The sequence below is a fragment of the Rummeliibacillus pycnus genome (assembly GCF_002884495.1).
Classification (GTDB): Bacteria; Bacillota; Bacilli; order Bacillales_A; family Planococcaceae; genus Rummeliibacillus; species Rummeliibacillus pycnus.
Genome location: NZ_KZ614145.1, coordinates 1,221,186 through 1,245,014, shown reverse-complemented (window position 1 = coordinate 1,245,014; position 23,829 = coordinate 1,221,186). Strand labels below are relative to the sequence as shown.

Below are 23,829 nucleotides of genomic sequence, written 5' to 3'. Positions count from 1 at the left end.
GTTAAGTAGACAAAAAGAAAATGATTTAATTGAAAATCAAAAGCTCATGATGGTTGTACCATCAAGGAGTATCGTTTTGATACTTGGCGGGACTGAATAAGAAAGAGAAATGGGCGAGATGACATTTTACATAGCAGGGGTAGTTATGATATGGAATGGCTGACAAACTAACGAGATTGACAAAGCTCGTGGCGATAAACAATAGGTTACGTTAAAGAGCGTTCTTTTACTGTCTTTGGCTCATTAATTTTTGGGTTGTATTTTTACTAGAGACGGTCTTATAATACTCGCTATTCGTTAAAAGGCGTTACGAAAATTATAATTTATGTAACGGGAGGGTGAAAAGTTGAACGTTGTTGGGTATATACGAGTCTCCACTCAAGGGCAAGCAAGAGATGGATATAGTTTGAAATATCAAGAAGATGAAATTAAAGCATATTGTAAAGAGCATGGATTGAAGTTGATACATATTTTTAGAGTCGAAGGAATTAGTGGCGCAAAACTAAATGAAGAAGCATTCGAAATAGACAGGGTGGGCTTACAGGAGATGTTGGCTCACCTTTCGTCTGTCCAAGTTGATTATGTGGTAGTACTGAACACAAGCCGATTATGGAGGTCGGATATAGTGAAGGTACTCATACAACGAGAGCTGAAGAAATATGACTGTGACATTAAAAGCATTGAACAACCTATGTACAGTATCCATAAGAAAGACCCCAATGACTTTTTGGTCAATGGCTTAATGGAGTTATTAGACCAATACCAACGGCTTGAAATTGCCCTCAAACTAACGAAGGGAAGAAATAAAAAGGCAAAGAAAGGTGGTTATGCTGGAGGAAGAGCAACATTTGGCTATACAAAACAAAAGGGTGAAAAGGAACTGGGGATACATAACGGTCATGCAGAAGTGGTTAAACGGTTGTTTGAGCTAAAACAGCTACATCAGAAGTGGTCTTTGTCTAGATTGGCAGAAGCATTAAATGATGAAGGCTATCAAACAACTCAAGGTAAAGCATTTACGAAGTACAAGTGAAGCGAATATTAGACCGAGAAAGTTTTTATCAAGGGATCTATACATACGGACAAATACAAGCAAATGGGAAACATGAAGCAATAATTTAATAGGTTACTTAAAAAAGGGATTCATTTTCTAATAAGTTCTTATGAAGCAATGAAAATGGATAGGCTTTCGTACCAATGCGCATCGGATGGTGAACGCTCGAACTAAGGTTGCCGGCATTTTCATTCAATCATTGACAACTGAATAGGAGGATGAACCATGCATGAAAAGCAGAAACACATTTATGTGGGTGTAGACTTACATAAACATCATCATGTGGCAGTGATTATTAATTGTTGGCAGGAGAAGCTTGATGAAATAAAGGTTGAAAATAAACCGTCCGCTTTCTCAACATTTTTACTAGATATTGATAAACTGACAGAAGAAGGGTTGACACCTGTATTTGGTTTAGAAGATGTGGGTGGTTACGGTCGAGCACTGGCACAATATCTAACGGACCATGGACAAGTTGTAAAAGAGGTTAACCCAGCTCTTTCTTATGCTGAACGAAAAAGCCATGTGACCGTACAAAAAAGTGATAGCTGGGATGCGGAATGTGTGGCTAGAATATTGGTAAGACAACTTAGCCATTTGCCAGATGCTAAGCCACATGATTTATATTGGTCGATACAACAATTGGTCACTAGGAGAAATGCATTGGTGAAGGCACAAGGTGCTTTAAAGAACCAACTGCACATTCAATTGAGCCACCATTACCCAAGCTATAAAAAGTTTTTCTCAGAAGTGGATGGGAAAACAGCTTTAGCATTTTGGGAACAATACCCTTCGCCGTCTTGTTTAGAAGGTATGAGTATAAAACAATTGACCACCTTCTTATTAGAAGTGAGCAATAATGCTTGTTCGGTGAAAAAAGCGAATGAAATATTGAAGCTAGTAATAGAAGATGGGAACACAACAAAAGAACATCAAGAAACACGAAACTTTTTGGTAGAAAGCATTGTCCGCCACATTTTGTTTGGAAAGCAGGAAATAGGCAAGGTGGAAAGAGAATTAAAACAGTTAATGAGTTTACTAGACTTTCAACTAGACTCCATGCCAGGAATTGACCTTGTGACAGCTTCCGCTTTAATTGCAGAGATAGGTGACGTAAGACGCTTTCCAAATGCCAATAAATTAGCACGATTTGCGGGTATTGCGCCAGTTTACTTTGGCTCTGGTGGGAAAGGCAAGGAACAAAAAAGCAAACAGGGAAATCGGGCGCTGCACGCTTTATTTTACAACCTAGCAGTCCAGCAAGTGCAAGTAGCTAAAGAAGTAAACTACCGAGGAACCCTGTGTTTCATGCTTATTATCAACGAAAACTAAAAGAAGGCAAAACAAAGGGACAAGCAATGGTATGCATTATGAGAAGGCTTGTAAATATTATCTATGGCATGATGAAACATAAAACAGCCTACGAATTGCCGATAGTGCAGGAAAAAGAAGTAGTTAAATAAGGTGGTAAAATGGCTGATTTTTTTATTTTTAGCTTTTAAGATTACAACATAGGGTACGGGTAATGGTAATATAGTCAACGAAGTTAAAGAAATTGATTTTGGAAAGCACATAATAAAAGGTGAAAATGGTAAGAAACAACTACTCCCAAATACTAAGTACGTAACCAATGATAACTACAAATAATGGGCCAATGCATTGAAAGAGGTACCACCCAAGAAAGTCTCTGTTAGTATTGAACCGATCTATTCTAATAATTCAATGCGACCAGATTCCTTTATGGTCGAATATGAAATTGAAGGCCAATTTCCAGTGATTCGCGAGATTGCAAATAAATCAGGAGGCTGATATTGATGAGTTTTGAAACAGAATTAAACGAGTTATATAAAGAAATTGCACAACAGGTTAATGATATGATTCCAACTGAATGGGATAATTTCTATTTTAATGGTGAAGTTAAGGAAGGAGAAGGAGGAGTTTTCTTCTTTTTTACGCCAAAAGGTGAGGAACAACACATTTTTTCACATTATATTCCAAAATTATATAGTGTAGATAAGAGGGCTTATAATAAAGAACTACATAAATTATTTCAACTTACTGTTGAACTCCAAAAAGTTTTTACTGATAATGACCAAGAACCTTGGTTTTCAGTGACATTAATATTAAATGATACAGGTAAATTAAACGTACATTTTGATTATGCAAATTGGCATGAAAGTGAATTTGGTCCAACAGATAGAATTAAGTATTTTGAATATAAATATATAAGTCAAAACAAAGAACAGCTAGATTTTGATTTATTAGAGAGAATGAAGGAATTTGAAGAAAAGTAAACTATAAAGCACTTGGTTGCCTTTTAGGCAACAGGTGCTTTTGTTTTTGGTGAAGTAAGAACAACATGAATGAGACCAGTTTGAAATTCAAAGCTCATGAAGGTAGTACCATAATGGAGTATTGATTTAATATTTGGATTTTGCGAGAAGCACGATAACCAGACGAGATGACATTTTACATTCCAAGAGGACTTATGATACTGCAAAACACACAAACTAATGAAAATGACAAAACTCGTAATGATAAAGGGGTAACGATACAGATACATAAATCTAGTGAATAAAAAGAAAGTGAGAATTTTTGAGTGAGACAAAAAGAAAATGATTTACATGAAAATCGAAAGCTCATGATGGTTGTACCATCAAGGAGTATCGTTTTAATACTTGGATAGTAAGAAAAGTACGATAATTAGGCGAGATGACATTTTATATGGCAGGGGTAGTTATGACAGGGAATGGCTAAAAAACTAACGAGAATGACAAAGCTCTTGGCGATAAAAGGTAGGTTACGTAAGAAGGTTACTAGTTTAGCATCAGGGCAGACAAAAATTGGGTTGTATTTTTACTAGAGAGGGTCGTATAATACTCGCTATTCGTTAAAAAGCGTTACACAAATTAAAATTTATGTAACGGAGGGTGAGAAGTTGAACGTTGTTGGGTATATACGTGTCTCGACACAAGGGCAAGCAAAAGATGGATACAGCTTGAAATATCAAGAAGATGAAATAAAAGCATACTGTGAAGAACACGGCTGGAACTTGATCCATATTTTTAGAGATGAAGGAATTAGTGGCGCAAAACTAAATGAAGAAGCATTAGAAATTGACAGGGTGGGCTTACAGGAAATGTTGGCTCACCTTTCGTCTGTCCAAATTGATTATGTGGTGGTGCTGAACACAAGCCGATTATGGAGGTCAGATATTGTAAAGGTACTGATACAACGAGAGCTAAAGAAATATGGCTGTGACATTAAAAGCATTGAACAGCCATTTTACAGTATCCATAAAAAAGACCCTAATGATTTCTTGGTAAACGGCTTAATGGAATTGTTAGACCAATACCAACGGCTTGAAATAGCGCTCAAACTAACAAAAGGGAGAAATAAAAAGGCAAAGGAAGGCGGTTATGCAGGGGGAAAAGCTACCTTTGGTTATACCAAAGAAAAAGGTGAGAAGGAACTAAAGATACATAACGGGCATGCAGAAGTAGTGAAACGGTTGTTTGAGTTGAAACACTTACATAGAAAATGGTCACTATCTAGGTTAGCGGAAGCATTGAATAAAGAAGGCTATCAAACTACGCAAGGGAAAGCATTTACGAAAGTACAAGTGAAACGTATTTTAGACCGAGAAAGTTTTTATCAAGGGATATATACATACGGACAAATACAAGCAAATGGCAAACATGATGCAATAATTTAAAAGATTACTTAAAAAAGGGATTCATTTTCTTATATATCCCTATGTAAAGGTGAAAATGGATAGGCTTTCGTACCAATGCGCACCAGTTGGTGAACGCTCGAACTAAGGTTGCCGGCATTTTCATTTAATTGAATAGGAGGATAAGTCAATGCACGAAAAACAGAAACATTTGTATGTTGGAGTAGACTTGCATAAGCAACACCATGTGGCGGTGGTCATTAATTGTTGGCAAGAGAAGCTAAAGGAAATAAAATTTGAAAATAAACGACGAGCGTTGGCGCAGTTTTTAATTTCATTTCTCCGTTTTTTTTCCTGACAAGCTCTATTTTCATATTTTAATGATATAAGAGGTGTTCGCTGTATGCAATATGAAGAAGTGAAACGTATACAACTAGACCGAAAGTTAAAAAATTACTTGTTTTTTCAAACTCCTAACTATGAATCAAATCATGTGGGAATATTAAGAAAGGATAATTCCTATGAAGTATTTAGTACATAAGAAAGAGGAGTTATTTCAGGAATAAAAATTTTCGATTCAGAAGAAGAAGCTCTTGATAATTTTATATCAAGACTTGAATCATTAAATCGATTACTTAAAAAAGGTTATTTTATGTAGAATTAATTTTTTAGTATAATGAAAGTTTTGACAGTGCTCTAAACTAGACTTACCAAGAGTTGACACAGATTCATAACTCGGATGGGTTCCTAAAAGTGATGTCATTTTAATAGAAGAAAAAGAACCAGTTGATCCTAATGATTTAGTGTAAATTAAGTGAAAGTACGTTCCATTTTTTTGAAGTAGTTTTTATAATTTTTATTGCTAAAGGAGGGGGATGGATTGAGTTAAAAGTTAAAAGAAATACGGGCATGATGGGTGGAGCATCGCCTGTATCTTTACAAGTAAACAGTCAAGTAGTTAAAAAGTTAAAAAATAATGAGGAATATACAATCTCTTCAGATTCAGAAAAAGCAAATGTTAAAGCGAATCAATGGTTTTTCGGAAGTGAAGAAAAAAAGTCGAAAAAGGTAGTACAGTTGATATCAAAATAAATAGTAAAGCAATAATGTTCTATCTTATTTCTCTAATTGTCGTATTTTTAGGCGGTTTTTCTAATGTAATCCTTTTAAGTTTAATAGGTTTTATTGGAATTATTATTACAATCATTTATTCTACAAAACACTGGTTTAAACTTGAGATTGAAAACATAGTAGAACCAAACTGAAAATCGAAATAGCTAAAATATGAGCGCCAAAGAAACTATTAGTTTGTTTTTTTGTGCGTATTTAATAATTTAAATTAAAAAAAGAGTTGGGTGCCAGGTACCCAAACTATTCGGAAAATAATATAAATAAAGTCTTCAATCCTTCTTAGGTTGAAGACATTTTAAATGGGCGATTTGTTTTACTCCAAGAATCTAAGAGTGTAATTTTCAATAATCCATACTTACAATATAATAGTTTATAACGGTATGTAGAAATCTATTATTTATCGGCTAATAAAGATTTGAAGGAGTTTTATCATGCATGAAGTTTTAATGTTTACAGCTGTAGCACTACTGATTGTAATGGTTCCTGGGGTGGATTCTTTACTTGTGTTAAAAAACACGATGGTGCATGGGAAAAAGGCTGGCTATTTCACAATGATCGGTATAATCTTTTCGCTATTTATCTGGACGGCGCTTGCAGTATTTGGATTAGCAACACTTGTTTCTAAGTCCATGTTACTGTTCAATATTGTGAAATATGCTGGTGCAGCTTATTTAGTGTGGCTTGGTATTCAATCATGGAGAGCAAGAGCACAAAATATGGAATTACATAATCCTGAACCAAATGATGAGTCCAAAGATAAAAATTCATCATTCAACTGTTTGACACAAGGGATTACAACCGATTTATTAAATCCTAAAACATTACTATTATATGTGACATTAATGCCACAATTTATCGATCCATCGGCTAATATCAATATGCAGCTTATTTTACTAGCATTTATTCTAGTTATTTTATCCATTGTCTGGCTGACAATAGTGATTCTAGTCATAAACATCATTCGTAAGTGGTTTATGAAACCAACTGTACAAGCTGCTTTTAACAAAACAACGGGAATCGTACTAGTATTAATCGGTATCCGTATTGCAACCGAAAAAGCATAACGAATAAAGCTTTACGAAAACATACTTTACGGTAATTTCTCTGAAGTTCTGTGAAAGTTTATCCAAACATACTATTGATGGAAGAAAAATTTTGTTTGGAGGTCAAAGTATGAGAAAAAAACGACTTATTCTTCTAGGAATTATATTTTCAAGTGCAATCATTATTTTGTTTACTTCCATTAAAATTTATCAAGAGGAACAAACAGTTGTTCAAAGTATGGCTGTATCTTTTGATGAAAATTATAAGGTTGAGGAATTATTAGAAACACTTTATAAAGAGTTAGAAAAAAATTATGGAGATTTAGTATTAAGTTTCTCACCTGATGAACGGATACTGACAGTCAAAGTTAAAAATCAAGAATTTATCGCAAAAAATCAAATACAAATAAAAAAACAAATTAATGAAATAGCGAAAAAAATGGATATGAAGGATATAAAAGTAGAACTTAAAACAGGATTATAAAGATCGTAGGAAGCACCATCTGAAGCGGAATATCTAAATATAGAATATTAAAAAACTTAAATAAATAATAAGTTAAAAAGCTGATCAGTCCGTGGACAAATCAGCTTTTTTCTTATGTTCATTTTTTGTGCAATTGCAACTTAATATACAATAGCAACCACTTAAACCAAAATTTTATCCACTTGATGAAAAATAAGAAAATACAGAATTTTATATGTTATATTCAAAATGAAGAAAGGGGAGCAACTGATGAAGGTTCAGGTCACATTGGATGATAAATATGAAGAAATTGAAGTGAACATTAATGCGCGCAGTTTTGATGAAGAAGTGCATCAGCTTATGAATAAACTAAAAACGCCAACAACCAGTGTAATTGATGGTTATATTGATCAAGAAATTCGAATGTTAAAAGTTGTAGAAATATATACAGTGTATGTAGAAGAGGGAAAAGTGTATTTTCAAACAGATGAAGAAGAATATCAATCCAAAAAGAAATTGTTTGAGATTGAGAAATTGTTTGAAAATCAATTTGCACGAGTCAATAAATCGATGCTCGTCAATGTAGACCATATTCGATCATTTCAACTAAATATACTCGGTTCGACTGAACTAATCTTGCATAATGGAGCCACTGTCCATATTAGTCGCAAATTTTTAAAAGATTTGAAGAAGAAATTAGGAATTGGGAGGGAGTAATATGTGGATAGCATTTCGATCTGCCTTAATAGGCTTTCTGTTCAGCCTTAGTACCTCTTACTGCATGGTTACTCTAGATGTATTAAAAGCAAATGGCTCAATTAGTGGGCAGGAACTTTTAGACCAAGTGGTTGTTGCAGCAGTACTAGGTATTGCTATTGGCATTAGTACACTTATTTATCAAGTAGAGCACTTGTCATTTCTAGCTCAAATTATCATTCACTTTATATTAGTTACTATTTTCGTAGGAATTGCAGGTTATTTTGGTCATTGGTTTGAAGCCAATAACTATCAATCCTTCTTCAATGTGTTTATATGTGAATTGATTATCTATATTTTTATATGGCTCTTTTTCTATACAAATACAAAGCATCATATTCGAGAGATGAACGAATTAATTCAAAAAAGGCAGGAGATGTAAAATGACAAATATTATTGAAGTTCAGAACTTGAAAAAGAACTTTCGTGATGTTGAAGCCGTTAAGGGGATTACCTTTACTGTTAAACAAGGTTCACTATTTGCATTTTTAGGTACGAATGGAGCAGGCAAGTCAACAACTATCGATATACTATGTACATTAACAGAAAAGACAACTGGTACGGTAAAAATAGCCGGTCATACAATTGGAAAAAATCACGAGAATGATCAAATTCGTAAAGAAATCGGCGTTGTTTTTCAGGATAGCTTATTAGATGAACGACTAACCGTTTATGAAAATATATGGCATAGAGGGGTTACCTACGGCTTAAAGAAGGAAGAGTTAAAAGCAAATTATAAATTTGTCGCAACGTATTTACATTTAGAAGATATAGAAAAGAAAAAGTACGGCAAACTTTCTGGTGGTCAGAGACGTCGTGCCGATATAGCGCGTGCAATGATCCATCGTCCGTCCATTCTCTTCTTAGATGAACCAACAACAGGACTTGATCCGAAGACCAGACAATTTGTTTGGCAAGCCATTAAACAACTACAAGAAGAAACGAATATGACGGTATTTTTGACAACTCATTATATGGAGGAAGCAGCAGTTGCAGATGAGATTGTTGTGATCAAGAAAGGTTCAATTGTAGCACAAGGAACACCCAATCAGCTCAAAGAACAGTATGCATACGATCAATTACTGATTGTATTTCATGAAAATGTTGACGTGGTTAGATATTTATCTCCCTATAAATACAAGCAAAAACAGGATACATTTGTTATACCTTTAAAAACAACGAAGGATGCACTTACGATATTAAAGAGAATAGAGCCAGTGATTCAATCGTTTGAGGTCATCAAAGGATCGATGGATGATGTGTTTATTAGAATCAATGAGGAAGGGGAAATACTTCATGACAATGGTAATGAGCTTAGTAAGCAGACACTCGAAAGTCTTTAGGAGAGAGCGAACAACAGTCTTCTTCTCTCTTTTATCAGTAATCATTGTGATTCTGCTTTATGCTTTATTTTTACAAAAAACACAAATTGATTCCATTTCACAAATGGTAAAAGTTACAAATGATATCGAAACAATGGTGAATGAGTGGATGGTAGCAGGTTTACTATCAATCATAGCAATTACTACAACACTGGGTGCATTCGGTATCTACGTTCGTGATTTAGAAACGAAAAGAGCAGAAGATTTTTTAACGATGCCTATTTCTAGAGGTACGCTCCTAGTAAGTTACGTTATCAATGCATTTATCATTGGTAGTGTATTTTCAATTATTGCTTTTATTGGATGTGAGATTTTCCTTGTTTCTTCTGGTGGTGAATGGGTTGACTTTTCAACTTTCCTTAAAATTATGGGTGTGTTGTTACTAGCTGTGACATTAGCGAGTACGTTTAATTTACTTTGTACACTGATAGTAGAATCACAAACCGCTTTTTCAACTTTAAGTACGATTATTGGGACTGTAATTGGATTCTTATGTGGCGTTTATGTCCCAATGGGTGAACTTCCTGATTACGTTCAAAAGTTTATGATCTATTTTCCTTTAAGCCATCCAACTGTTATGTTAAGAGAGCTATTTATGAGCAATTCATTAGACAAAGTCTTTAAAGGTGCTTCTCAAGCGAAGGAAGAATATATGTCCATATTTGGGGTTACCTATGATTGGCATAACCAAATTATGACTCAAACAGCGCATTTGTCGGTTATTGTAGGAGCATCTATTATATTTTGTTTCATTGCTGTTTTGATTTTTAGAGCAAGAAATCGTTAAAAATAAAGTATCAATTTCATAGATTTTTCTGGGAATTAAGAATGTCGCGTGTTAAAATGTCCTTATTTCAAAACTAAAAATGAATTTAGTTAAAAAGAAACTTATTCTGTTTCATCAACAATCAGAATAAGTTTCTTTTTTTAGAAAATTAATTAGAGAGAATGTTGAAATTTAGAAAAGTTTATGACCGTTACATATATTTTCTTGACACTATACCTTATGGGGTATAAATTGAGGTTGAAATAGAAATTTGAAGTTAAAAAGTTAAGGGGTTGTTGATATGGGGAAAAAGATTCTAGTCGTTGGTGGCGTAGCAGGTGGCGCTTCTACTGCTGCACGAATTCGTCGTTTAGATGAACAAGCCGAAATTATTATGTTTGAAAAAGGACCACATGTTTCATTTTCAAATTGTTCATTACCTTTCCATTTAAGTGGAATTGTTGAAAATAGCAAAAGATTGGTATTAATGAATCCAACCGCTTTTAAAACAAAATACAATATTGAAGCACGTGTGCAACAAGAAGTTATTGCTATCAATCGTGAAGCTAAAACAGTTACAGTCAAAAATTTATTAACAGATGAACAATATGACGAAAACTACGATTATTTAGTGTTATCACCAGGTGCAAGTCCAATCATTCCAGATATTGAAGGAATACATGCTCCTCATGTCTTTACAGTAAGAAACGTTACAGATATCGAACGTTTAAACCAATATGTAAAAAATGATGATGTGCAAGACATTGCAGTTATTGGTGGAGGATTTATTGGGATAGAAGTAGCCGAAAATCTACACTTGTCAGGTAAGAATGTATCATTAGTGCAATCGAGAAATCAAATTTTGACTCCATTTGATTATGACATGGCACAAATTTTACACAAAGAAATGATTGATCAAGGTGTACAGCTAATTGTTAATGATGCGCTCTCAAAAGTAGCAGATGATTATGTCGAATTAAACTCTGGCAAACAAGTGAAAGCCCAAGCAATTGTACTAGCAATTGGTGTTCGACCAGAAATTTCTTTAGCGAAAGACGCTGGACTTGAAATCGGTGAGCTTGGTGGGATAAAAGTAAACCAAAATTATGTTACATCGGATCCATCCATCTATGCTGTAGGTGATGCAATTGAAGTCTATCACCGCTTAACACACAAACAAACAAGACTTGCACTTGCAGGTCCTGCACAACGACAAGCACGTGCAGCTGCAAATCATATGTACAATATACCGAATCGAAACACGGGTGTAATAGGTTCATCTAGTATTCAACTATTTGATTTAAATTGTGCAGTAACAGGACTCAATGAAAAAACAGCAAAAGATGCTGGTTTTAACGTAAATAGTGTATACTTAATCGCACCAGATAAAGTAGGACTTATGCCAAATAGTCATCCATTACACTTTAAATTAGTATATGAAGTACCAACTGGAAGAATTTTAGGTGCCCAAGCTATTGGTAAAGGTAATGCAGATAAGCGAATCGATGTAATTGCTACTTTGATTACAATGGGTGGCACACTAGAAGATCTGAAAGAATTAGAATTATCTTATTCACCAATGTATAGCACAGCAAGAGATGTCGTGAATCTTGCGGCTTTAGTTGGATTAAACTTGTTATATGGTCGTTATCGTCAAGTTGCTGTTTCACAAGTTCGTGAACTAGTGGAGAAAAATGCCTGTATTGTAGATGTACGTGAAAAAAATGAGTTTGAAAATGGACATTTAAAAGGTGCAGTCAATATTCCACTAAGTGAACTACGCGAACGTATGGATGAAATTCCAAAAGATATCCCAGTTTATGTTCATTGTCGTTCTGGTCAACGCAGCTATAACGCTGTAATGGCACTTCAAAATTCAGGTTACCACAATGTTTGGAACGTATCAGGATCATTCCTTGGTATTTGTTTGTATGAATATTTCGATGATACAACAACAGGTCGAGAAAAAATCGTAACAGCGTACAATTTTAAATAATGATAATTCATAAAAAGGGCTACCCTAAAAGTACAATTCAATTTTTGAATTGTACTTTTTTATGTGAAGAAAGGGAATCTGGTTCAGAAGAATGTTTTCCGTGTGCGTAAGATGTAGCTTCTTCCTTTGCTTCGTTCTGGATAATTGATTTAATGGGGAGAACATGAAGAAATCTTAAATTACAATAAACAGTAGAGATCGTTCGATTAATTGGACGATCTTTCTTTTTAAAGAACTAAAAAATTTAAAGGGATTATGGGATATTACTAGAACATATTGTAAAGAATATAGAAAAATATTTTTACAGAAGTTTTTACATATCGCGTAAAGAAAAGGAGTGAAGAATGTGATGAAAATCGATCCAACCTTAGCAGATACTTTAATAAAAATAAGACGTCATCTGCACAAAAATCCAGAGTTATCTTTTCAGGAATATGAAACAGCAGCTATGATCAAAAAGACATTAATGGATTGGGGAATATCCTATAAAGAAATTGCAAATACAGGTGTATTTGTCGATATTGTCGGTGAACATAAAGGAGAAACGATTGCTTTAAGAGCAGATATAGATGCACTACCTATTAAAGAAGAATATGTAAGTGAATATCAATCACAAAATGAAGGTGTTATGCATGCATGTGGTCATGACGGTCATACAGCTATTTTACTTGGAGCTGTAAAAAGCTTATACGATAATCGATCACTTATAAAAGGAACAGTTCGTTGTATTTTTCAGCCTGGAGAGGAAGCAGATGGAGCTGCTTTACGTCTAGTAAACGAGGGCGTATTGCAAAATCCAAAGGTAAAATCGATTATTGGTTTGCATTTATGGCCGCATCTACCTTTTGGACATATCGGTATTAAAAAAGGGAATGCAACTGCTGCATGTGATACATTTTCTATCCATATAAAAGGTAAGGGAGGACATAGTGCTCGTCCTCATCAAGCAATAGATGCAATTGTAATAGGGACTGAATTGATCCAGCATATGAATCACATTAATATTAAGAAATTTAATCCCTTAGAGCCACATGTCATTCATGTTGGCTCCATTCATGGTGGAAACGCAGCAAATGTAGTAGCAGACGAACTTGTGTTGACAGGAACATCGAGATCCTATTCTAAAGTGCTTCGACAACAAATTGATGCAGAGATCAAAAATATATGTGAAAACTTATCGAATATGTGGAATGTGCAAATAGAGTATCAAATGAAATTCGGAGCACCCCATATCTTTAACGATTTCTTTTTAGCAGAACAATTAGAGAATAGTGCAAAAAAATTCATGGCAGAAAATGAAATTGAAGTTTTAAAAGAGCCGTCAATGGGTGGCGATGATTTCGGCTACTATGCAGATCAAATCCCAGCACTCTATTTTAGATTAGGAATAGCAAAAGAGGATTCAGGGTATCTAGATTTACATCATCCTCAATTTCACTTTGATGATCGGGTCTTGGCTAGAGGTGCTGAAGTTTTTAGTAGACTTGCAATGGATTTGTTGGATGTCTATCAACAAAAGAAAGACTAAAAAGCATGAATGTAATGGTTTAAAAGAGGTGAATCCAAAATGCCAATATACAATAAATTAGTACGTGATTTAATACCAGAAGTAATTGCGAAGAATGGTAAGCAATATACAACTAAAGTTTTAGCTCCAGAAGTGCACTTAGCAGAAATTAAGTTGAAAATGCAAGAAGAAGCACTAGAATTTAAGGAATCAGTTAGCCAACAAGATGAATTAGAAGAATTAGCAGATGTGTTAGAACTTGTTCATGCTGCATTAAGTGTATACAATGTTTCTTTTCAAGAGTTGGAACAAATACGTTTGACAAAAAAGGAACAGCGGGGGGGTTTTACAAAAGGAATCTATCTTTTAGAGGTAGAGGATGATTAGATGTACTCCTTAAAATGATAGCATCTATATTTTCTTGACGAACCTAAAATTGTTAAGTATCATATTAATGAAAATAATAAGAGGTTCATAGCGCAAACCCTCTCTAAAAAACTATGGAGCATGTGAATAATGCCATGTCCACTTTTGCGGACATGGCTTTTTTATTATGCTTCAGATGCTCTCATTACCCGGTTATTGAAATAAAGGAGTTTTCATATTAGTTTTGGGGTGTTTAAGTTATGCGCATCTTTACGATTTAAGGAGGCAACATGATGTCAGGAAGAACAAATGAACAGGGATTAAAAGATTTAACGCTACTAGGCAATCAAAATACAAAATACTCATATGAATATAATCCAGACGTACTGGAAGCAGTTGATAATTTACATACGGAGAACGATTTCTTTGTGAAATTCAATTGCCCAGAATTTACAAGTCTATGTCCGATGACAGGTCAACCAGACTTTGCAACTATTTATATTTCTTTCATCCCTGATAAGAAGTTGGTTGAAAGTAAGTCATTGAAGTTGTATTTGTTCAGTTTTCGAAATCATGGAGATTTCCATGAGGACTGTGTCAATATTATTATGAAAGATTTGATTAAACTACTAGATCCTCGTTATATTGAGGTATGGGGTAAATTTACACCTAGAGGTGGTTTGTCAATTGATCCATGGAGTAATTATGGCCGCCCAAATACAAAATACGAGAAAATGGCTGAGCATCGCTTGATGAATCACGACCTTTATCCAGAAAAAGTGGATAATCGATAAAATTCCATTACTTGGATAAGGTAATGGAACAAAGTACAAATATTGCTAGCTATCGTGACAGGTTATTCATGCGTTGTTAATAGATAGGGTTATGACAAGAAGACGAGAATGTGGATGTACCAATATTCTCGTCTTTGTTTTATTATAAGCAAAATGCTCGTTATCAAATTCCATTGGAGATGTCATGATGATGCACAATGAGGATTCTATTTGAGACTGTACCTTTTTTATGCAGATATTAGTAAGATACGGGGGAATAGAAGCTGCGTTTTCCAAAAACTGCTCTCACAATATCTCTAGTTCTTGTTGTTCATGGCAGGGTTATGAAAATTACTATAAACATCCTAGATGAAAGCGAGAGTTTAAGTATATAAACGAAAAAGGTTGAGGATATGGTATAATTAGGAACTAATGATAATTGAAAATTTTCAGTATTTTAGTTACATAAGGGGGTACAACAGATGGAAGTGCATAACATAGCAAAGATCGTAAATTTTTCAATAGGTTTACCGAAGGAAATGAGATATGGAAAAGATCAAGTAATGGATACAGGAATTTGTAAACAAGCGATTCATGAAGCATATTTAACAAAAGATGGATTTCGTGGGGATGGTGTAGCAGACTTAAAACATCATGGTGGACTTGATAGAGCGGTATGTATTTACCCATTTGAACATTATGCAAAATGGGAAAAAGAATTTGGAAAACCCTTAGATGCAGCTGCTTTTGGAGAAAATTTAACGGTTACTAATATGTTAGAGGAAAACGTTTGTATTGGCGATATTTTTCAGGTTGGGGATGCCATCATTCAGATTACACAAGGGAGAATTCCATGTAACACCATTTCAAGGAGAGTAGGTCATCCACTTATTTTAAAGAGACTTGTGGAGACTGGATTTGTAGGTTATTTATGTAGAGTCTTAAAGGAAGGTACTGTAAGCAGTGATTCCAAGATTTCTTTAGTGAAAAGACATCCCGAAGAGGTCTCTGTTCTATTTTGTATGGATACTTACTTTCACCGCACAAATGATGTCGAAGCTATGAAAAAAATTCTAAACGTATCAGAACTAGCTGACAAATGGAGAGAAAAATTAGAAGAACGTGTTGATAAGTATGCAAAATAAGTAGATTCAATTTTGCTACATATCCATTTTAAATTTCCAAGTAAATCATTTAATGTAATTGAGGACAATACAAATTCTTGATTAACGATTAAGTTTAAAAGATTAAATTTTAAGAGGTTCATCGTAAAACCTCTCTATAAGACTATGGAACAGAAAAATGCCATGCCCACTTTTGTGCTCATGGCATTTTTCATTTGTTCAATCATCTCAAATGAATTGATGATTTAGTAGCAAGTAAAGTCATTAAAGACATTGATACATATCGGAGAAAAAATTGAAATAGTTTGAGTCTATCAATAGTGCTCATCCCATTTTCCCGAGAAAGTATCATTTTAGCTAAAAATCAAAAATTGTAATATGATAGAGAAGAAATATTATGAAATAAACAGGTGATACAATGCCAACACTTACAATGGATCAAGTTTTAATGCTTGATTCGTACAATGTTTATACAACAATACCAAAACGCTCTCTTTTTACACTTGAACGAGTGCACAAAGAATTTTTCCAAGAAGGAGAGTTTGCTGACTTAATGCTTGGCATTACGAATGCCGCATCGAAAACAGCAGCCATTTCGCATTTTTCAAAACGCTACGGACAATTTATCGCAATGCAATTTTATATGCTTACGGCTTACGATGAAATTTGGGATGGCCATGAACGTGATTTACAATTTGATGCTACGAAAGAAAATGGCCTCTATACGGTTTGTATGTTTGCCAATCCAAATGACTGGCGTTATGTCAATGATTCCGAACGTGAATATGTGATGTCAACGATTTTATACAAACAGTGCTATCAAATTGTCCAGGATTTACGCAATACAACATCTATTTCACCCCGTGTTATATGGGATAATTTTTTCGTTCATATCGTAGGTGTGTATGCAAAATTGCTTGATGATCCATTACTTGCTGACCGTGCAATGGATGATTTAGAAATGTTAGAATCAAAAGAAGTATGGGCCCGTTTTAGCGAAAAATCCTTATTTTATGAGTATACAAAAGGGTTAGCACCTTCATCGTTAGTTAATCAGCCAATTCGAAAATCATGCTGTTTATCAAAGGATATTCCAGGACTCGGTGCTTGTGGTTATTGTCCGCTTGAACAAGAGTAAACATACGGAGGGAAGCCATATTTAAATGTGTGCTTCCCTTTTACATAGTAGAACTCTATTGCGAACGCCACCTATCATTAAGATATATACTAATGCGAATTCTTTAAAAAAATCATTACATATTGTTATTTTGAAGGGAGAAAACAATTTTGAACTATTGTCTGAATATACCACGTTTCGGGCAGCATTTTGAAAAAGGCGAATGGCCAGAAAATGTACTTGTTGAAGGAAAAGATGCCGATTACTGGGGAGAAAGTGTTTGTGGTCTAGCATGTATTCGTATGATTATGGGGCATTATCAAATACGTGTTGCTTCGTCTTATGAACTACTCACGGAAGGTATCCAATTAAATGCATATTGTGAAAAAGGATGGATTCATCAAGGTTTAGCAAATATTGCCACAAATTTTGGCTTGAAAGCAAAACCTATTGCTATACAAGATGGCGAAGAACTTGAAAAATTACTAACAAATAACGGACCTGTTATTGTCTCCGTCACTGGTCAACTTGCGGAAGATGGTCGAAAAGGAGGGCACCTGATCGTTGCGTGTGGAAGACACAAAGAAAACGGTGAATATAAGATTACCTTCCGAGATCCATCAAAATGGGGGAAATCCAATAGCAGTGTACCAGAAAAAAGATTCTTAGCTAGCTTTACAGGTCGTGGAATTGTTTTCATGTAATTAAAGTTAGAATACAGAGAATTATTCTTAACAATAGTACTTAGACTGTAGACGAACTCCAGTTTGTTGGCAGTCTTTTTTTATTAATTATATGAATACATTTACATTTTATTTATTTTTCTAAAAAAATTAAGTCAAAACTATTGACTAATATATAGTAATCTTATAGGATTTAATTGACTAATGAGTCAGTCGAGGTGAACAAAATGGTGCAGGCAGATGTTCGTAGACAAGAGAGAGAGCAACAATTGATTAAGGTAGCACTTGAATTATTCGCTACTGTTGGTTATGAGAATACGAAAATTTCGGATATTGTAGCCCAGGCGAATGTTTCGCAAGGTACGTTTTACTGGTATTTCAAAAGTAAAGAAGCCATTGCATTGAAGATGCTAGAAGACGGACGTAAAAATATTTTAGAGGCAATTGCGATTGGCTATCGAAAATCGAAAGCTTCGGTTCAAGAATCGGTCGTGTCCTCTAGTCATTTATTTGTACATATTTTTCGTTTTGCCGAGGAAAATTCTTATTTAATGCACATACTGTTAAAAGGAATCCATTCTCAGCCGTTGTTACAACAAAAAGTGGATGAAATTAAAGCTGATATGGAAGCAGCTTTTGCCAATAATATTAGAAGAGCAAAAGAATTAGGCATGCTTAATCAACCTATTGAACCTAAAATGCAAGCTGTGTTTATCATGAGTTTGCTGGAAGGTGTGCTATCTAGATGGTTATTTAACGAACGAAGCGAAAATCATCCATTTGCTGACAAATCATTACAAGAATTAATTGAGGAAACTGTACACTTTGAATTTTTTGGTATTTTCGGTGTATGAAATAGGAGGATAACAAGTGAAAAAAACAAAATGGTTAATAAGTTTTGTTGCCGTAGCAGTACTGATTCTAAGTGCTTGCGGAAGTATGGGTGCTAAAAAAGATGTTAATCACGGTAACAATTACACAGATCAACTACAAAATATTCAAGACAAAGGTGAAATGACTATTGGGATTATGGGGACTTATGCTCCATACAACTTCATGGGAAAAGATCATCAATATACTGGATTTGACGTAGATATTGCTAAAGAAATTGCAAAACGTATGAATGTTAAAGCAAAATTTGTTGCACAAGATTTTTCAGGATTAATCCCAGGATTACAAAAAGGAAAATTTGATGCACTTGTCAGTCAAGTGACCATTACAGATGAACGTAAAAGAGCAATCGACTTCTCTGACCCTTATATTACAAATGAAGTGAAGGCAATTGTAAAAGCTGATAACACGAACATCAAATCAGTAAATGACTTCAAAGGTAAAACAATTGGTGTAGGTCTAGGAACAAACGATGAAACTTATTTACGGAATGATTTAATGCCTAAAGTTGGTGACTTCAAAATTAACACATACGATGATGTCATCACAACATTAAAAGATTTAGATGCAGGCCGAATTGATGCAACCATCAATAATGTCTATGCATTAAAACCAATCGTCGAAAAAAATGGCTATAAAATTAAAGCTGTCGGCGATGCAATTAAAGCTGACAAAGCGGCAGTTGCTGTGAAAAAAGGAAATCCAAAATTAGTTAAAGCGATTAACAAAGCATTAGAAGATATGAAAAATGACGGTACTTATAAAAAAATCTTCGTTAAATGGTTTGGTGAAGAACCACCGGCAGAATAAGGAAAGTAGGAAACATACATGGATTTAGTCATTGAAAATATTCCCTTTCTTTTAAAAGGGGCATATTACACATTATTGATTACAGTGGTATCCATGTTCTTTGGCTTAATAATAGGCTTACTTGCTGCGATTGCTCGTATTAAGGGCAATCGCTTTCTGCGTAATATTGCTAGAGCCTATGTATCGATTATTCGAGGAACACCACCACTTGTACAAATTGTCATTGTCTATTATGGTTTGGTTGATTACGGAATAGAACTTGGCCCATTAACAGCAGCTTATATTGCTTTGAGTATTAATATCGGTGCATATGTATCAGAAGCTTTCCGAGGTGCTATTCAATCTGTACCAAAGGGGCAAACAGAGGCAGCTTTAGCAACAGGGATGACAGAAAAGCAAGCAATGCGCCGTATTATTATCCCTCAAGCTATTCGCTATGCAATTCCACCTCTTGGTAATACATTTGTCGGTATGCTAAAAGAAACATCTTTGGTTTCAGTCATAGCAGTAACAGAGCTGATGCGTTCAGCACAACTATTAGTTGCACAATATTATGTATACATGCCGTTTTATCTTTCAATCGGAATTATGTATTGGATCATGAGTACACTCTTTACATTTATATTAAACAAAATAGAAAAACGGTTATCGGTTTACTAGGAGGTGCGGAAAATGATAGAAATTCAACAATTATACAAAAACTATGGTAGTCATGAAGTATTAAAGAATTTAACATTATCCATTCCTGCACATCAAGTAGTAGCTGTTATTGGACCTAGTGGTTCTGGTAAAAGTACATTCTTAAGATGTATCAATGGCTTAGAAAAAATTACTGCAGGTAAGATCATTATAAATCAACATGAAATTGATGCAAAAGCTCCAAAAAAAGTTCTGCAAAAGGCGATTTATGCGATTCGGCAAGAAACAGGAATGGTGTTCCAGCAATTTAATTTATATCCGCATAAAACAGTTGCAGAAAATGTAATGGAAGCATTATTAGTTGTCAAGAAAATGCAAAAAGATCAAGCATATCAAATTGCTTCTAATTTGTTGCAAAGAGTTGGATTAGCGGATAAAGAAGATAGCTACCCATCTCAACTTTCAGGTGGTCAACAGCAACGTGTAGCCATCGCAAGAGCCTTAGCAATGGAACCTCAACTTATGCTATTTGATGAACCTACTTCAGCACTCGATCCAGAACTAGTTGGTGAAGTTCTAAAAGTCATGAAAAGTCTAGCGGAAGAAGGCATGACTATGATGATTGTTACACATGAGATGAACTTCGCAAAACATGTAGCAGATCGAATTTTATTTATGGCAGATGGAGTAATTGTAGAAGATGCAGAGCCAAAAGTATTTTTTGAACATCCGCAAACAGAAAGAGCCCAACAATTTTTGAAGCAAGTAAACGAATTCTAAGGAGGAACAAGCATGCAAGTTACAGCAAAATGGCAAGGTGGTCGTGCATTTGAAGCAGTAGGTGCATCAGGATACAAAATGGCTATGGATGCAACAGCTAATTATGGTGGAGATGGCAAGGCGCCAACTCCAACTGAAATGCTTTTAAGCTCTTTAGCAGGATGTATTGGTATAGACGTCACGATGATATTAAAACCACATTTAGACAAAATCGCTAATTTAGACATTGTTGTAGATGGTACGCGACGTGAAGAAATGCCTACAGCATTCACAGCAGTACACCTTACTTTTAAAGTAGATGGAGAGATCGACGCACATAAAGTATGGAGAGCCATCAAATTAGGAGAAGAAAAATATTGTGCAGTCTCTGCATCATTAAAAGCAGAAATTACTCACTCTCTTATTTTAAATGGAGAAAATGTACCGATTGAATAGAATATGTGAACATTGAGCAAAGAGGACATAACTCTTTGCTCTTTTTTTATAGAATTATTCTTTTATCTTAAAAAAATAGAGAAAAATAGAAAATTTGAAGGAAATACAGAAAATATTGTAAATTATTGATAGGGATATCTTATAATAGGATCAACAGAAGTATAAAGAGAGGATCAAACATGAAAAATAAACTTTCGATTGGTCAGATGGCGAGACTGAATAATATTTCCATTAAAACGCTCCGTTATTATGATGAAATTGGGTTGTTTCGACCTTATGAAGTGGATTTAGGGACTGGGTATCGTTACTATTCTATCGAACAATTTAAAGAATTGGATATCATTTTATACCTGAAAATGATGGGGGTACCACTAAAAGATATTAAAAGACAGCTCGAGAATCGTAGTTTAGATGATTTTATATCTATATTAGAAAATGTTAGAAAAATTACACGTGAGAAAATCGAGGTATTAAAACGAATCGAGAAAAGTTTATTCTCTCGTGTTTTGGAATTAGAAAATACCAAAGATGATACCGTAATTGGGAAACCTTATGTTCAACATATTGAATCGCACAACATGATTCAAGTGAACAAAAAAGTCGGATCACTAAAAGAAATTGAAGCCGAACTTCGTCAATTGAAAACGCACTATGAACATATAGTACCTATCGTAATTGGCAATGTTGGCTATTTAATGTATATTGAAAATCAAGAATATAAACCATCATCATACAATGGCATTTTCTTATTAGTTGATCAACCCGTTCATAAACAATTGGATACGATAACCCATGTTGAAGCAGGAGATTTCGTAGTAATTAGATGGAGAGAGAAAATGGATGAAGATTTTCAATACATAGAAAAACTATTACGTTTTATCGAAATAAACAAGTATCAAACAGAGGGTCCTTTATATATTCGAAAAATTGTTGATGGGATTATTTCAAATCATTCAGAAGAATGGCTGAAAGAAATACGGATAAAAGTCACCCCGTTGACTCTCCATTAAGGGGAGGGTTTACGATAGATAATGTAAAAATTAATTGAAAGAAGGAGTTGGCTTTTGACACAGTCATCCAAACTTTGGACAAAAGATTTTATCATTATCTTTTTAACGAATTTTTTTACACATGTAGTTTTCTATCTCTTAATGGTAATGATTGCAATTTTCACTGCAACAAAGTTTAATGTAAGTCAAAGCGTAGCAGGATTTGCAACTGGTATTTTTGTATTAGCATCACTACTTGCTCGAATCTTTACAGGAAAATACTTGGATCGCTTTGGTCGAAAGAAAATGTTAGTCTATTCATTAATAGTTTTTGTCATTGCAATGATTTTACATTTATATGCAGATCAGTTGTATTTTTTATTGATCATTCGATTTATTCACGGTGCAATGCATGGATGCATTACAACCGCGGCAGGTGCAATTGCTGCAGATTTAATACCTGATGATCGCCGTGGTGAAGGAACAGGCTACTATTCGACCGCGATGAATATTGCAATGGCATTTGGGCCATTTTTAGGAATGTTTCTTTATGAACGTACTTCTTTCACAGTTATTTTCATGGTAGGAATTGTCGTATCGTTGTTCGATCTAATCGTTATATGTTTTTTAAAACCTCCTCAAAAAGTAATGATAGAAGAACATCAGAAAGGTTTCTATTTAAAAGATTTCATAGAACCAAAAGCTGTTCCTATTTCTGCTTCAGTCTTCCTCATTACATTGGCTTATGCAAGTTTGATATCTTTCTTGACACAATATGCAAGAGACATCCATCTTGTTTCAGCTTCTAGTTTCTTCTTTATCGTTTATGCATTGGCACTCATTATTACAAGACCATTTACGGGGAAATGGTTTGATTTATTTGGCGCAAATCGCTTGAACTATCCATTGTTATTAGTTGTGGCAGTAGGTTTCTTTCTATTATGTATGGTGCAAAATAGTTTTATGTTTTTACTATCTGCTGTATTTATTGGAATTGGTTATGGAACACTTATTTCCAATTTTCAAGCAATTGCAATACAAGAATCCCCGTCACATCGAAAATCACTAGCTACTTCAACATTCTTTATGTTTTTAGATTTATCAAATGGGATAGGGCCTTATTTAGTAGGTGTTATGGTAACATTTATACCACTTAAAATGGTGTATGGAATTGTTGCGATTTGGATATTCGTTTGTTTATTCGTTTATTATTTGGTATATGGAAAAAGAGTAAAAAGTATTTCAGAAAGATAATATTCATTATGATCATGTAGATTGAACACAAACTCTAAAATTAGGAGTTTGTGTTCAATTTTTTTGTTCAATTAAAGAAAAAATTTTTTTGGTTAAAATATTTTAGTATTTGTCCAAGTAAAGAGATTTTAAAATATGGAACGAGTCATTAGAAAACTTTCTCGATTGATATGTATGGTAAGCGAGAGTCAGATACA

At 34.4% G+C, this 23,829-nt stretch carries 24 protein-coding genes and 3 pseudogenes; all 27 read left to right on the top strand.

Annotated elements, in window-relative coordinates; all coding sequences use genetic code 11:
* The first annotated feature begins 346 nt into the window (after positions 1–346).
* The 27 genes and pseudogenes from CEF14_RS06315 to CEF14_RS06185 all read left to right on the top strand — a co-directional run bounded on the left by CEF14_RS06315 (position 347) and on the right by CEF14_RS06185 (position 23,632).
* A pseudogene (locus tag CEF14_RS06315) lies at positions 347–1,122 on the top strand (recombinase family protein).
* Between the two features lie 157 nt (positions 1,123–1,279).
* Positions 1,280–2,517 (top strand): annotated as a pseudogene (locus CEF14_RS06310) (IS110 family RNA-guided transposase).
* 196 nt (positions 2,518–2,713) lie between these two features.
* Positions 2,714–2,863 carry a DNA/RNA non-specific endonuclease gene (locus CEF14_RS18955; protein ID WP_170061459.1) on the top strand — a complete coding sequence of 50 codons (150 nt, stop codon included), beginning with the start codon at positions 2,714–2,716 and terminating at the stop codon, positions 2,861–2,863.
* Between the two features lie 5 nt (positions 2,864–2,868).
* On the top strand, positions 2,869–3,348 hold the full coding sequence (locus CEF14_RS06300; RefSeq protein ID WP_102692072.1) for an immunity protein YezG family protein: 480 nt from the start codon (positions 2,869–2,871) through the stop codon (positions 3,346–3,348).
* Positions 3,349–3,992: 644 nt separating this feature from the next.
* Positions 3,993–4,769 carry a recombinase family protein gene (locus CEF14_RS06295; protein WP_102692071.1) on the top strand — a complete coding sequence of 259 codons (777 nt, stop codon included), beginning with the start codon at positions 3,993–3,995 and terminating at the stop codon, positions 4,767–4,769.
* Between the two features lie 148 nt (positions 4,770–4,917).
* Positions 4,918–5,082 (top strand): annotated as a pseudogene (locus CEF14_RS06290) (IS110 family transposase); the annotation flags it as partial.
* A 557-nt stretch (positions 5,083–5,639) separates the two neighbouring features.
* Positions 5,640–5,819, top strand: a complete 180-nt coding sequence (locus CEF14_RS19220; RefSeq protein ID WP_245890071.1) for a hypothetical protein — start codon at positions 5,640–5,642, stop codon at positions 5,817–5,819.
* Positions 5,820–6,289: 470 nt separating this feature from the next.
* Entirely contained in the window at positions 6,290–6,922 is a 633-nt protein-coding gene (locus CEF14_RS06280; protein WP_102692070.1) for a LysE family translocator, read from the top strand.
* A 109-nt stretch (positions 6,923–7,031) separates the two neighbouring features.
* On the top strand, positions 7,032–7,385 hold the full coding sequence (locus CEF14_RS06275; protein WP_102692069.1) for a hypothetical protein: 354 nt from the start codon (positions 7,032–7,034) through the stop codon (positions 7,383–7,385).
* Positions 7,386–7,634: 249 nt separating this feature from the next.
* Positions 7,635–8,081, top strand: coding sequence for a LytTR family DNA-binding domain-containing protein (locus tag CEF14_RS06270; protein ID WP_170061458.1), 447 nt, complete (start codon positions 7,635–7,637; stop codon positions 8,079–8,081).
* Position 8,082: 1 nt separating this feature from the next.
* A complete protein-coding gene (locus CEF14_RS06265; RefSeq protein ID WP_102692067.1) occupies positions 8,083–8,502 on the top strand; it encodes a DUF3021 domain-containing protein in 420 nt (139 codons plus the stop codon).
* A 1-nt stretch (position 8,503) separates the two neighbouring features.
* A complete protein-coding gene (locus CEF14_RS06260; RefSeq protein ID WP_102692066.1) occupies positions 8,504–9,463 on the top strand; it encodes an ABC transporter ATP-binding protein in 960 nt (319 codons plus the stop codon).
* The gene (locus CEF14_RS06255) at positions 9,417–10,289 is read left to right on the top strand and encodes an ABC transporter permease (protein ID WP_102692065.1); all 873 of its coding nucleotides are present in this window, start codon (positions 9,417–9,419) and stop codon (positions 10,287–10,289) included. The genes CEF14_RS06260 and CEF14_RS06255 overlap by 47 nt, the downstream gene beginning before the upstream one ends.
* A 280-nt stretch (positions 10,290–10,569) precedes the next feature.
* A complete protein-coding gene (locus tag CEF14_RS06250; RefSeq protein ID WP_102692064.1) occupies positions 10,570–12,264 on the top strand; it encodes an FAD-dependent oxidoreductase in 1,695 nt (564 codons plus the stop codon).
* Between the two features lie 349 nt (positions 12,265–12,613).
* Positions 12,614–13,792 (top strand): M20 metallopeptidase family protein, encoded by a 1,179-nt coding sequence (locus tag CEF14_RS06245; RefSeq protein WP_102692063.1) that lies wholly within the window; start codon positions 12,614–12,616, stop codon positions 13,790–13,792.
* Between the two features lie 39 nt (positions 13,793–13,831).
* Positions 13,832–14,158, top strand: a complete 327-nt coding sequence (locus CEF14_RS06240; protein WP_102692062.1) for a nucleoside triphosphate pyrophosphohydrolase — start codon at positions 13,832–13,834, stop codon at positions 14,156–14,158.
* A gap of 272 nt (positions 14,159–14,430) precedes the next feature.
* Positions 14,431–14,931: a preQ(1) synthase gene (queF, locus tag CEF14_RS06235; protein ID WP_102692061.1), complete on the top strand. Its 501-nt coding sequence runs from the start codon at positions 14,431–14,433 to the stop codon at positions 14,929–14,931.
* 461 nt (positions 14,932–15,392) lie between these two features.
* Positions 15,393–16,055 (top strand): MOSC domain-containing protein, encoded by a 663-nt coding sequence (locus CEF14_RS06230; protein WP_102692060.1) that lies wholly within the window; start codon positions 15,393–15,395, stop codon positions 16,053–16,055.
* Positions 16,056–16,452: 397 nt separating this feature from the next.
* Positions 16,453–17,172, top strand: coding sequence for a Fe-S oxidoreductase (locus tag CEF14_RS06225; protein ID WP_102692059.1), 720 nt, complete (start codon positions 16,453–16,455; stop codon positions 17,170–17,172).
* A gap of 149 nt (positions 17,173–17,321) precedes the next feature.
* On the top strand, positions 17,322–17,855 hold the full coding sequence (locus CEF14_RS06220) for a C39 family peptidase (protein ID WP_170061457.1): 534 nt from the start codon (positions 17,322–17,324) through the stop codon (positions 17,853–17,855).
* A gap of 206 nt (positions 17,856–18,061) precedes the next feature.
* Positions 18,062–18,688, top strand: coding sequence for a TetR/AcrR family transcriptional regulator (locus CEF14_RS06215; RefSeq protein WP_102692057.1), 627 nt, complete (start codon positions 18,062–18,064; stop codon positions 18,686–18,688).
* A gap of 16 nt (positions 18,689–18,704) precedes the next feature.
* Positions 18,705–19,535, top strand: a complete 831-nt coding sequence (locus CEF14_RS06210; RefSeq protein WP_102692056.1) for a transporter substrate-binding domain-containing protein — start codon at positions 18,705–18,707, stop codon at positions 19,533–19,535.
* Positions 19,536–19,553: 18 nt separating this feature from the next.
* Positions 19,554–20,195, top strand: coding sequence for an amino acid ABC transporter permease (locus CEF14_RS06205; RefSeq protein ID WP_102692055.1), 642 nt, complete (start codon positions 19,554–19,556; stop codon positions 20,193–20,195).
* 12 nt (positions 20,196–20,207) lie between these two features.
* The gene (locus tag CEF14_RS06200; protein WP_102692054.1) at positions 20,208–20,954 is read left to right on the top strand and encodes an amino acid ABC transporter ATP-binding protein; all 747 of its coding nucleotides are present in this window, start codon (positions 20,208–20,210) and stop codon (positions 20,952–20,954) included.
* A 12-nt stretch (positions 20,955–20,966) separates the two neighbouring features.
* A complete protein-coding gene (locus tag CEF14_RS06195) occupies positions 20,967–21,389 on the top strand; it encodes an OsmC family protein (RefSeq protein ID WP_102692053.1) in 423 nt (140 codons plus the stop codon).
* Positions 21,390–21,568: 179 nt separating this feature from the next.
* Positions 21,569–22,399 carry a MerR family transcriptional regulator gene (locus CEF14_RS06190; RefSeq protein WP_102692052.1) on the top strand — a complete coding sequence of 277 codons (831 nt, stop codon included), beginning with the start codon at positions 21,569–21,571 and terminating at the stop codon, positions 22,397–22,399.
* A 54-nt stretch (positions 22,400–22,453) separates the two neighbouring features.
* The gene (locus tag CEF14_RS06185; protein WP_102692051.1) at positions 22,454–23,632 is read left to right on the top strand and encodes an MFS transporter; all 1,179 of its coding nucleotides are present in this window, start codon (positions 22,454–22,456) and stop codon (positions 23,630–23,632) included.
* The last annotated feature ends 197 nt before the right edge of the window (positions 23,633–23,829 follow it).